This window comes from Carnobacteriaceae bacterium zg-84 (genome assembly GCA_013874835.1).
In the GTDB taxonomy this organism is placed as follows: Bacteria; Bacillota; Bacilli; order Lactobacillales; family Aerococcaceae; genus WM01.
Genome location: CP059430.1, coordinates 798,495 through 811,070, shown reverse-complemented (window position 1 = coordinate 811,070; position 12,576 = coordinate 798,495). Strand labels below are relative to the sequence as shown.

Annotated in this window: 11 protein-coding genes and 2 riboswitches; of the genes, 2 read left to right on the top strand and 9 right to left on the bottom strand. The window is 30.8% G+C overall.

The window, feature by feature from the left end; all coding sequences use genetic code 11:
• Positions 1-97: 97 nt before the first annotated feature.
• Positions 98-283 (top strand): hypothetical protein, encoded by a 186-nt coding sequence (locus H1220_03845; GenBank protein QMI86488.1) that lies wholly within the window; start codon positions 98-100, stop codon positions 281-283.
• A gap of 828 nt (positions 284-1,111) precedes the next feature.
• Here the strand turns inward: H1220_03845 and H1220_03840 are convergent.
• Entirely contained in the window at positions 1,112-2,323 is a 1,212-nt protein-coding gene (locus H1220_03840; GenBank protein ID QMI86487.1) for a methionine adenosyltransferase, read from the bottom strand.
• A gap of 156 nt (positions 2,324-2,479) precedes the next feature.
• A riboswitch (SAM riboswitch) is annotated at positions 2,480-2,586 on the bottom strand.
• A 183-nt stretch (positions 2,587-2,769) separates the two neighbouring features.
• Here H1220_03840 and H1220_03835 point away from each other — a divergent pair.
• The gene (locus H1220_03835) at positions 2,770-3,810 is read left to right on the top strand and encodes an IS30 family transposase (protein ID QMI86486.1); all 1,041 of its coding nucleotides are present in this window, start codon (positions 2,770-2,772) and stop codon (positions 3,808-3,810) included.
• A 254-nt stretch (positions 3,811-4,064) separates the two neighbouring features.
• On the opposite strand, the gene H1220_03830 is transcribed toward H1220_03835, so the two are convergent.
• The 8 genes from H1220_03830 to H1220_03795 all read right to left on the bottom strand — a co-directional run bounded on the left by H1220_03830 (position 4,065) and on the right by H1220_03795 (position 12,576).
• Positions 4,065-6,599 (bottom strand): hypothetical protein, encoded by a 2,535-nt coding sequence (locus tag H1220_03830; protein QMI86485.1) that lies wholly within the window; start codon positions 6,597-6,599, stop codon positions 4,065-4,067.
• The gene (locus H1220_03825) at positions 6,596-7,246 is read right to left on the bottom strand and encodes an ATP-binding cassette domain-containing protein (protein QMI86484.1); all 651 of its coding nucleotides are present in this window, start codon (positions 7,244-7,246) and stop codon (positions 6,596-6,598) included. Before H1220_03825 ends, H1220_03830 begins: the two co-directional genes overlap by 4 nt.
• 82 nt (positions 7,247-7,328) lie before the next feature.
• Positions 7,329-7,676 carry a hypothetical protein gene (locus tag H1220_03820; protein ID QMI86483.1) on the bottom strand — a complete coding sequence of 116 codons (348 nt, stop codon included), beginning with the start codon at positions 7,674-7,676 and terminating at the stop codon, positions 7,329-7,331.
• Between the two features lie 199 nt (positions 7,677-7,875).
• The gene (locus tag H1220_03815) at positions 7,876-8,583 is read right to left on the bottom strand and encodes an ABC transporter ATP-binding protein (GenBank protein ID QMI86482.1); all 708 of its coding nucleotides are present in this window, start codon (positions 8,581-8,583) and stop codon (positions 7,876-7,878) included.
• Positions 8,564-9,556: an ABC transporter substrate-binding protein gene (locus tag H1220_03810; protein ID QMI86481.1), complete on the bottom strand. Its 993-nt coding sequence runs from the start codon at positions 9,554-9,556 to the stop codon at positions 8,564-8,566. The genes H1220_03815 and H1220_03810 overlap by 20 nt, the downstream gene beginning before the upstream one ends.
• A 4-nt stretch (positions 9,557-9,560) precedes the next feature.
• Positions 9,561-10,220: an ABC transporter permease gene (locus H1220_03805; GenBank protein QMI86645.1), complete on the bottom strand. Its 660-nt coding sequence runs from the start codon at positions 10,218-10,220 to the stop codon at positions 9,561-9,563.
• A gap of 181 nt (positions 10,221-10,401) precedes the next feature.
• Positions 10,402-10,491: riboswitch (TPP riboswitch) on the bottom strand.
• 170 nt (positions 10,492-10,661) lie between these two features.
• Positions 10,662-11,681 (bottom strand): LD-carboxypeptidase, encoded by a 1,020-nt coding sequence (locus tag H1220_03800; GenBank protein QMI86480.1) that lies wholly within the window; start codon positions 11,679-11,681, stop codon positions 10,662-10,664.
• Between the two features lie 136 nt (positions 11,682-11,817).
• On the bottom strand, positions 11,818-12,576 hold the full coding sequence (locus H1220_03795) for a class I SAM-dependent methyltransferase (protein QMI86479.1): 759 nt from the start codon (positions 12,574-12,576) through the stop codon (positions 11,818-11,820).

Sequence of the window (12,576 nt, the reverse complement as noted above, 5' to 3'; positions counted from 1 at the left end):
ATGAACAAGTCGATGACTTGTCTGCATGTATTAAGAACACGCTACGTATTATCAATCAAAAAGATATTCAATACAAAGAAGCGTGTCTGTTTTCAGCATGAAAAGATTATTTAAAAAAACCGCTATTCGTGTTGACCATTATCATACAGAATACTCTTTTGGCTATAAAGAATGGTATACGCATGTGTTTCATTCACGGAGATATAAAGTAAAAATATATAACAATTTTTTGTCTGCTGAAGCAGTTGCAAAACAAATTCATGGCACTGTTATAGCCCTTTAGTTTGTAAATGAATTTATTAAAAAAACCAAAAAAATATTTATACAGTATTTTGTATGAAAGCCATTTTTGAAAACAAGTGTTTAAAAATAAATACTTCTTTATGTATTCAAAAAACTGTATAAATAAACAAAAACATCTTTTTTACAACATTTGGTAGTGTTTACATCATTGGAGTAAAGTTGTATAATATGTTTACAAAAGAAAAAATAAATTAAAAAGAAACAGGTACACAGCTGTGTCAAGTGAGATTTCTTATGTAGAAGAATGCAGCAGAAGGGACTACGAATATAGTAGATACAGGTTTATAATATGAAAATAGATTTGTTTAAAGTTTTCTGGTTATTCATTGATATTGGATTCTTTATCATACTTTTAATAAAATATTGGAAAATTATTATTTCTTTTGATACTTATTCGATTATTTCAATAGTGATGCTTATTTTATATATAATAATTAGTGTCATAGAATATAAACATCTAGACGATTAATTCTATAATGCTTTATATCATTTTGTGTCAAAAGACACGAGGACCGCCTTATTATTTATTTTTTATAGTTTCTAGTTTACATAATATAAATTATATAAAGTTATGTGCCGAAAGAAAATATTTAGTGTTTTATAATGATACTACTTCTCCTATAAAGAATTTATCTAAGTATATTATAAAATAATATTTCAAATAATTACTAAAAGGTTCAATAAATATTTCTTAACAACACCATTTGATATAGTACCTAAAAATAACCTTCGTGGCACAAAAATTATTTAATTAACACAATAGGTAAACCGACGTTTTTATGATGTCGGTTTACCTATTGTGTTAAATCTATTTTAAAACTTCTTTTAAAACATCATTTTTTAATTGTTCCACTCTATCTAATTTTTCCCATGGCAAGTCTAAGTCAGAGCGTCCAAAATGTCCGTAAGCAGCTGTTTGTTTGTAAATAGGACGGCGTAAATCTAACATTTTAATAATACCGGCTGGACGTAAATCAAAGTTTTTTTCGATTGCTTTTACTAAAACTTCTTCAGATACTTTTCCAGTTCCAAAAGTATCTACTGAAATAGAAACAGGTTTAGCGACACCAATAGCATAAGCTAACTGGATTTCTGCTTTATCTGCCAATCCTGCAGCTACAATATTTTTTGCAACATAACGAGCAGCATACGCAGCAGAACGGTCTACTTTTGTTGCATCTTTTCCAGAGAATGCTCCACCACCATGACGAGCATAACCTCCGTATGTGTCTACGATGATTTTACGGCCTGTTAATCCAGCATCTCCGACAGGTCCTCCAATAACAAAACGTCCTGTTGGGTTAATGAAATACTTTGTATTGTCTGTTAACCATTCTTTTGGAATAATCATATCAATAACATGTTTTTTAATATCTTCATGAATTTGTTCTTGGGTAACTTCTGGGCTATGTTGTGTTGACACAACAACTGTATCAACATAAGCTGGTTTTCCATTTTCATCGTATGCAACGGTTACTTGAGTTTTACCGTCTGGACGCAAATAAGATAATGTGCCATTTTTTCTAACATCTGTTAATTGTTTTGCGAGTTTATGTGATAGATAAATTGGCATTGGTAAGTAATCCGGTGTTTCATTATTGGCATAACCAAACATTAACCCTTGATCCCCTGCACCAATCGCTTCAATTTCTTCATCGCTCATTTGCCCTTCACGTGCTTCTAGAGCTTGGTTAACACCTTGGGCAATGTCTGATGACTGTTCGTCAATAGCTGTTAATACAGCAATGGCATTTCCATCAAAACCGTATTCTCCTTTGTTATATCCAATAGTGTTAACTGTTTGGCGCACAATTTTTTGAACGTCAACATAAGCATTTGTAGAAATTTCTCCTGCTACGAGTACTAAACCTGTTGTGACACTTGTTTCACAAGCAACACGTGCATTGGCATCTTGTGCTAAAATCGCATCTAAAATTGCATCAGAAATTTGGTCTGCAATTTTGTCGGGATGCCCTTCCGTTACAGATTCAGATGTAAATAATTTATAATGATTTGTCATACATTTCTCCTTGTGACATATATTTCATTGATACCTTATAGAAAATGGAATACACCAACTACTATTCTATTTTGAACGTTCGTTTTGCTTTATCCATAAAAAAGCACCATTCATGTATTTCACAGAATAGTGCTAACATACTAAACGAAGCCATCACACTTATCGCTCAAAGTTCTGACTTTGCTAAGATTAGCACCTTCCGATTTAAAACGGGGTTGCCGGGTTTCATCGGGCCTTTACCCTCCACCTACTCTAGATAAGATTATCAATAACGCTATCATATATAAAATTTATTTTTTTGTCAATCATTATGCAGTGTACGTGTTTGATTTTTTTATAAGCCGAGTTGTAAAATAAAGTGCAAAAGCAAAATAGTGTTATAAAAACAAAAAAAGACAGATAATTAACTTACTAAGATTCACCACAAAATTAGAAAGGTCATTATCATGTCTAAAACAAATTATAACACAAAAAAACAATATAAACAGCTATCATTGGTTGAACGTACAAAAATTGAAACGTTATTAAACGAAAAAAAGCCAATACGATATATCGCTGAACGACTCGGAAGAAATGTATCCACAATTTATAGAGAAATTAAACGAGGAAGCGTTAATCAAATTGTTAATCGAAATGGTATCCAACGTGACGAATTAAAATATTACGCTGAAACAAGCCATTACATCTATAAAGCTAAGCAACAAAATAAATATCATCATGATTTAACTGAAAAATTTAGTCAACAATTTTTCAAAGACTTACAACAGGTAGTTACTGAAAAATATAGAACCCATAGTATTGATACCTTTGTACATTGGTATCGGCAAAATCATCCTAATGAAAAAGTCCCTTGTACGAAAACGGTTTATACGTTTGTTCATCAAGGTATTATCCCTATCAAACCAATTGATTTACCCAAAATGGTAAGCATTAGAAAACGACCGAAAAAAGAGAACACCAAAACATACAAGAAAAATATGGGTACATCTATCGAAAATCGACCAGACGTAGCGAATAATCGTACAGAATTTGGACATTGGGAAATTGATTTAGTCTTATTTAAGAAGACAAAAAATGAAGCACTATTATTAACGTTAGTAGAACGACAAACACGTTATACAATTATACGTAAAATGAATGATAAAACAGCACAATGTGTCTTACGGACATTAAAGAATATTTTTAAACAATATAGGAAATCAACCTTCAAGAGTATTACATCTGATAATGGGTCAGAATTCGCCTCGTTATCTGAATTAGAATCGACATATTTAAGCATTTACTATGCACACCCTTATTCATCTTATGAGCGTGGTACTAACGAAAATCATAACGGACAGATACGGGAGTTTTTACCTAAGGGTAAATCTATCAATACCGTTAAAAAGTCAACTATTCGTAAAATAGAATCCTGCTTAAATCAGAAAATACGGCGTAAATTAGGTTATCGTACACCTGCAGAGTTATTTTTATTGCGGGTAGATTAATAGTTTAATAAAAACAGGTTTCCCGTCAAGGCACACTTTGTTTTTCGCCTTGACTAGAAAACCTTTGTTTTTATTGTTTGGTTATTAACCCCGCAAAAGAGAAAGTAATTATCTGTTTTTTTGCACTTTACTTTACAATTGGAGGATTTTTTTATAAAATAATTCACAGATAAATTACTATTTTTAAGATGATTGACACTGAATTTAAAGTATTGTTATGACAAGTGAAAAGATATATCATTCATGATTTTCTTTTATGTTCTATCTATACTGTCTTGATATACTTGTTTTCCATATTTTTTAATAAGAACATAAAATACAGTAATAAAAAGGCATAGATATGTTCCATAAAATATACCTAAATAAACGACATATACGGGTAATTTTGATGTGAGATTCAAATAAAATTCTGTATCAAAAAAGAAAACACTAACACTAATCGTTGTGAATAAAAAAGCACTTAAAATACTTAGTATAAGTGGAATTATTGCTTTTTTGTATAATTTATTTGTCGAGTATCCTAACAATAAATAAATAGAAAATAAATCGTGACTGTCTAATAGATAAGCTTGTATAAAACTATACATCATGGCAACTGATAGAATGATAAACACACTGAGCAAGAGTACTTTAAAACCATTTTGCATACGGTCATATTGTGTTAATATTTTTTGAGTACTTGTTTTATCCAATAAATCAATATTTCCATATGATGAGATGACTTGTTTCACTTTTTCATGTTCTAAAGAATTTTCTGCATTGATTAAAGAAAAACGATACCGTGTTGGTGTATTTTTTAAATGATGTTTTTCGAAAAAATTATTTGATACAACGAAACGATAAGCTCCACCTTTTTCATAAGCATCAAACCATCCTATATTTTGATAAATAATACCTGCAATAGATACATCTATTTTTTTTACCGTAAATAATTTTTGAATATCTTCTTCTGTAAAATATCCATAGGCTGAAGTCTTACAACTTTCTAAAATACCTATCGTTTGTGGTTTGCCAGTCGATAACACGGTATCATGAATATTATTTGGGTCTTGCATAGAGGATAATTTAAATTGCTTACTTACTGAAACATCATCACTTAATGATTGAACAGTATATGGAATAGCAATAATCCATGCTTTCTCTCCTGAGAGCACATCATGAAGAGTATCATTTTGACCAGTTTCTTGAGCCAACCATTTTAAATCTTCTTCTGGATAAGCCGTTAATTGAATATTTAATAAATATTCTGTCTCAAAAAGACGAGATAAAATTTTTTGTTCATTTACATAACGGCGATGCTTTTCTTGAATATACGGTTGTTGAAGTAATTCTTGATTTGCAAATAAATAAGTTTGATTAGGTTCAATATAAAATTTATTATTCTTTGTTTGAATTGACTTGCTTGTCAATGATTTTTGCACATCATATAATAGGTTTTGTTGATGTAAATCACTTAAATAAACACCTTCTTTACCTTTATTATCGTGCCATTTTCCGTCATAAAAAGCTTGTTTGATTGATGTATCTCGAATTGTTGGTACAGGTTGTACTTCATAATCAAATTGTTGTGCCATTCTTCCTACAATGGTTTGATGATTGGCGGTGTCTGTTTCATAATAATATAAGAAAAAATTAGTTAACAATAGCATAATAGCACTTGTAAATACGAATACGGTACCAATATAAATAGATACTTTTTTTGATAAAGGAATTTTTGTTTTAAATGCCTTTCCTTTTTTATGTGCTTTGTCAATGTATGGATTCATTATCAAAAATAAAATAAAAGATAAAAAATAAGCAATTATATAACGTATGCCTTCAGAGAAAAAAATTGTAGTATCTGGAAAAGTTAGCTTTTGATAACTTAAACTTGCTAATAAACATGATGATAGTAAACTTAATACAATACTTATTATTCCTACACATCCTACTAATAAGCTAATTTCTAACTGATACAAATGGTTTAATTTTGTTTGTCCAAGTAACGCATAAATGCGATAGCGTTCTGTGATACTTTTTTTATACGTGTACAATAAAACGATAGTTACAAAAATAACAACAGTCAGTAAAATAATATTAAAGTTTTCTGAAAAACCATAGTGACGTTCTCTGAATACATCAATAGCATCATTTCGATATTGTGCTCCTTCAATATTAAAAAAAGCTAAATTATTAGTTGGAAAAAACGTAGGATGATTTAATACAATAGAATAAACAGACAAGAATATTTTTGAGGTAATCAATGCATTCAAGTCTTCTGATGAAATAATCATTTGAGGTGGTGTATACTGTCTACTTTCCTCTTCTTTTCCTCTTATCCAAAATTGACCATAATCTTTGATGACATCTTCGACTGTCCAAGTTTGATTGGCTAATTGAAAGGTATCATTTTCTTTTACGTGATACAAATTAGCTAAGCTTTCTGTTAATACGGTATGATGTGGTTTTAAATGTATCACATTTTCTTTTCGTAGACTAACTGCATTTGCTTTTTCATTCATGCTACCAATAGCAATAAGATTTTTTTCTTCTTTTTCATTTTGAATATGCCCAACTGTCATGATACCAAAAGGAATGTCTTTTTTTATAGTATTATCTTTATAAATAATATGTGAAAATCCACCATAAATAGCTTCTTTTTCTTTTTGAATTGTCTTTAAATAACTATTTGATAAAACGCATACACAAAAAAGCGTTGCAATAGAAATAGCTAACGCTGTGATAATTGTCCATAACACTTTATTTCGACGATGTAAAATAGCACTTAAAATAAATAGATTTTTTCTCATATAGACAACACCTGCCCATCTTGAATCATTAGTTTCATATCACCTATATTAGCTAATTCTGTATCATGTGTTGCAATAATAACAGTCTCGACAAATTCTTGGAGACATAATTGTATAAGTTCTACTAATTTTTGGGATGTGGCACTATCTAAAGCTCCTGTAGGTTCATCAGCTATCATGACACGTGGTTTTGTGATGAGTGCTCTAGCCAACGCACAACGTTGCTGTTCTCCTCCAGAAATCTCTTGAGGCATTTTGTTTAATAAATGTTCTATACCAAGCATAGATACTATTTTTTTGAAATAAACTTTGTCTAATGTTTTTTTATGAATAAATAAAGGTAACAGAATATTATGTTTTACAGTCATTTCTTTAATTAACTTAAAATCTTGCCATACAAATGACAAAATATCTGTACAATAGAGAAGTCTTTGTTCTGGTTTCATCACACATATATTTTTTTGATTTAACCAAATGGCACCATTTGAGGTTTCTAAATAACCGGCTAATACTTTTAAAAGTGTGCTTTTTCCAGAACCACTTTTTCCAACTAGTGTGACAAGTTGATGTTTCTGTATCGCCAAAGATACATTTTTTAAAATTGTTGTTTTGCCAAAAGAAACGTTAACATTTTCTAATTGATACATATTTTACTACCCCTTTCTTTAATAAAAATACAGATTATATAAAAGGTTTCTTTTATAAATTATTTTTAATGATTATTTAATATTAAAAACGGTATGGTGCTAGAGTATCCCCTACATGCACAAAATCTACATAATATGAAGCGGTACTTGTTCCACCTTTCCACCATGCAAATCCAGAAAGTACTTTTAATTCTGTTGTATTATTTCTCACACCTGTTCTTTCAACATTGCTATTATCATCGTATGTGACATATAATCTTATTTCCATTCTTGCTTCTGTTTGAGTGGATGTCATTTTTGCCATTGCCTGTTTGTCTTCTTCCCCGTGATACAGAAGTACATTTCCTCTAGCCGCATCAACTGAACCGCTTACAGTATACATTAAACCGAAGAATAAAATTATCGATACTAATATTTGTTTTGCTCTCATTTTGTTTCCTCCCTTTTCATAAAGAAACCTCCTATATAACCGAAAACACCATTTTTTAATGATGTTCTAATTGTTGTATATCATATTTTTATATATAAGTCAAGTGATTTTAGATTTTTATATGTGTTTATCATTGTGTGTTCATGATTCAATTAAATAAAATGAGGTAAGTTCTAAATACTAGACTTACCTCGTTTATTCACCCAATCACATGCAATAATTCATATTTATCATTTAAAAAGTCAGTGCTCTTAATGTATGACGTTTTATCTTTTGGCAATATTTTTTGAAATACAATAACACCGTCTTTCAATACAAAAATATTATTTGCTAATAAAAGAGCCTCGTCAATATCGTGTGTGATGAGTAAAGTCGTCAAACCATACTCACGTGCCATATCCATATACCATTGCTGTAATTGTAAGCGTGTCATAGCATCTAACGCACTGAATGGTTCGTCTAATAGGGCAAGTTTGGATTCTGTCATCAATGTTCTAACAAACGCCACTCTTTGACGCATGCCTCCTGATAGCTGACCTGGATACTTATTGATGACACCTTCCAATCCTACTTGCCGTAATAAATTTATTCCTCTCTCTTTGGCAATTTCTTTTTTAACGCCTTTAATTAACATAGGCATCATCACATTATCAATGATTTTTTGATAAGGCAATAACAAATCTTTTTGCTGCATGTAAGCAATTCTTTTGGCTTTTTGATGATAATCTATAAAACCAGAATCTGCTGTTTCTATATTGGCAATCAGATTAAAAAGAGTTGTTTTTCCACTACCACTTTTCCCTAACAAACATGTAATATCATATTCGTTTACTTTAAAATCAATATCTTTTAAAACTTCTTGTTGACCATAATGTTTTGAAATATGGTTAATTTTCAATAAATGCATTTGTAAATCCTGTATTATTTTCTAATGTTTTTTCAAGTAATTTTTGCTCATTTACCCACTGATAGAAAGCGTTCCATCTTTTTGAGTCGATATAGCCCCATTTATGTCCATTATCAATATATTTCGTAGAAAGAAATTTTTGACTTTCTTTTACTAATTTTTCGTCTAATTCTGGTGCTGCTTTTAATAAAATAGTAGCTGCATCATCTGGATGCTCTGCACTATATGTATATCCTTTGGATAGAGCTTGTACAAAACGTTTTACCATGTCGGCTTTATTTTTGATTGTTTCATCATTACTAATCAGTACAGGTGTATAATAATCAAAGACTGGATTTAATTGATTAAAAGCAAGATAATTTGTATCAACACCGTGTTGTTTTGCAGCAATACTGTCCCAACCTTCAAATACCCAAACAGCGTCTATATTTGTTTTTAATGCAGACACAATATCTGTCACTGTTGTAGGAATCATGTTGACTTTACTTGAATCTCCACCATCTTTTTCAACAATATGTTTCATCATAGCTTGTTCAAGTGGCAATCCCCATGTGGCATAGCGTTTACCTTCTAATTTTTTTGGACTATCAATACCCGTTTCTTTCAAGGATAGTATCCCTGATGTATTATGAGAAACAATAGCTGCAATAGCTTTAATTGGAAGTCCCTCTACTAAACTTCCAATAAGAGAATCTTGGAAACCAATACCGAATGCTGCTTTATTACTTGCGACAGTAATCTCTGCTCCGTCTTCTCCAGGTTGAACAATATCAACATCTAAACCTGCGTCTTTAAAATAACCTTTTTCTTTTGCTACATAAATACCTGTATGATTTGTATTTGGTGTCCAGTCCAATACAATGGTTACTTTTTCTAATGCTTCTTCTTTTTTTGTTTCTTCTACTTTTTGTTGTTGGCATGCACACAATATAAACACCATACATGCACATAGTAATTTTGTCATTCTTTTCATTATACTATTCCCCACTCTTTCTTTGATAGTGTAACACCTTCTTTTCAATGAGTGTCACGATGCCAACTAATAACAAGCTGAAAATACTTGTTAACAAAATAACTGCAAACATTTTATCAAAAGCAAATGACTTTCTCACTCGAGTCATATATACACCTAACCCGCTATCGCCACCTAGCCATTCGGATATAACAGCTCCTACAACCGCATAAGACGTTGCTATTTTCAATCCTGTAAAAAAGGCAGGTAACACAAATGGAATTTTGACATATTTCATTTTTTGCCAGTGTGTTGCTTGCATTGTTGTTAATAATGTTAAATAATCGGTATCAATCGACTTTAGTCCTGTAAAGACATTCATTGTCATTGGAAAGAAACAAACGAGGGTGATTAAAATAATTTTTGGCATTAAACCATACCCAAACCATAAAACGAGTAAAGGTGCTAGAGAAATTGTAGGAATTGTTTGTGATAATACTAATATTGGATATAAACTATGCTGTATCCATGTTGAATAGTCCATTAAGAAAGCTAATAGGACACCTAAACATGTACTGATAAACAATCCAATAAGTGCTTCATATAATGTTGTTTGAAAATGTTGTTGTAATAATGAAAAATCTGATAGAAATGCTTGTGTGACTTTTGTAAAACTTGGCAACATAAATTCGGGTACCCACTGCAATCGACTAGCAATTTCCCAAATGATGATGACAGTAACGATAACGCACACACTACTCCATGCAGATAATTTTTTCAATACAGGTTTCACTCCTTTCAATCATAAAAAACCTCGTTTCTTTATGCATAGCAGCACAAAGAAACGAGGTAAATATTCATAAATATACCTTGTTTTTCACAATCCCTACAATCGTACTAACGAACAGGTTCGAAGGGTATCATCTCAGCCATTAAAGGCACCCCTTTGTGTTACAACTTTATCATAATCTAAATTCAAGGAGGTGTCAAATACTATAGATTCATAATCGTTCAGATATATAATTCTTTATCGATATAAATCAATTTACTTAATTATCATTTTTTCTTCAAAAATATCATAAAAACCCTTTAACTTATTTTCTCTATTGTTCATATGCTACGTCATTTAGTTTAACTTCAACGTAATGTTACTACCAATAGGTATTAAACAACTAGGATGGGTATGACCACAATCAAAATTCAATAAAATAGGAATATTTCTATGCCCTACAAATTCATTAATAATATCATTAATAACATCACTATCTTCTCCTATTGTTTCAAATTTTGAGACAATAAGTCCGCCTATTTTATCAAAAACACCATGTAATGCTAGCGTTGTGAAATTTCTATATACCCTACCTAAATCTGTATACACATCTTCTAACAAAAGTATGGTATCTTCTGTTATTTCTGGCATATACTCCGTTCCTATTATTCCTATAATGGTATCTAGATTCCCCCCAATCAATGTACCACTATATTCACCTTCATTGAAAATAATCCACTCATTTTTATTTACTTTTTTGGCTCTTTCATAGTTTTCCCAATTTATCCAGTCATCTGTCCAAATATCTGACATTTGTAATTCTACTGTTCTTTGCTTACTAAAAATCATTGATTTAAAATAAGAATAATTCAATTCATTAAATGGTTCAAACTCTCCAAAATTAGAGATGACACTCTGAGATAGGTAAGTTATACATCCAGTCTTTTTATATAGAGCTAAAGCAAGTGCTGTTGTATCGGAATATCCAATAAAAATAGGTGCTTTCTGTTCAAATAACTCATAGTCTACATACTTCAATATAGAGTTAGAATTATATCCTCCTATAGAAGTCATGATGACATCCACATGAGGAATGAGTTGATTAAATTCTTCAGCTCTGTCTCTTGCTCCTCCAGAAATTTCACCTCTATAGCCTTCTTTTTCGGTTAAATTTCCTTCTACTACAGTAAAACCTTTATTTTTTAAAAATTCTATGCCTCTCTTATATCGTTTTGGATAATGAAACGTTCCTGGATAAGATGGAGAACAAATACCAATTGATTTGATATCTCTTTCATTTTTTACTCTATTGAAAATAATCTTAATAATTCTTTCATCTCCTTTTATAGTGCAGAGTATTTCTCGTGTTCTAAACAAACATCTCCTACTCTCTCATTACTCTAATTAATTGGAGTTGATAATATAGTTCTTTGTTTTTTATATATCTTTTCTTCAAATATTAGAGAAGTTTTATGATTTCGCTAAGTATATCCATGGTCATAAAAATTGTTTTCTATTCCAAATACCCAACATCTATATACCCATAATGAAATTGAGCATGCTTTCGTACAAGTCGAGTAAAACCAAATGTTTCAAAAAGTGTATCTTTGTAATGCGCTTTTATAATCACTTTTTCTTTAGCAACACGTTTTGCTTGTTCTATCCATTCAGTTGTTATGGTTTCTTTATTCGCTAAAGAACTTAAACCTTCTAAATTTTTTGATTCATCAATCGCATAACGAAACATAGGATCGGCATATACAATATCAAATGCCTTATCGTTACACTGCATGAGGTAATCTAAGCTGTGTATACAATGTGTGTTAATACGTTTCATTGCTTGGTTAATAGATGTATGATGTGTATCGTACGTTTTTAAGCCATCCTCAATGATAAAATGGATGAGTGGATTATCTTCCAAAGCAACGACATCGTAGCCAAAATAGCTTAATACAATACTGTCACTAGCTAGTCCCATTGTCGTATCTAAAACACGTTTAGGAGCACTTCCAATTAGCTCAAGTAGAGGCTCTTTTTGTTGTTTAATGCGAATTATGGCTGTATTTGGGTGAAAAAAGAACTGTGATGTTGATGTGGTATACATGAGTTTATCTTTATAAACAACGAGTACATGAGAAAATTGTTGACATAACGATTTCAAGGTCATTTTTTGTCTAGGAAAATATGTTACATCAAATATGTGTGCAATATGTTTAGCTTTTTGATTTAATGTATTCGTTGTTTCAACGGAAGTTGTAATAATAAAAGACAT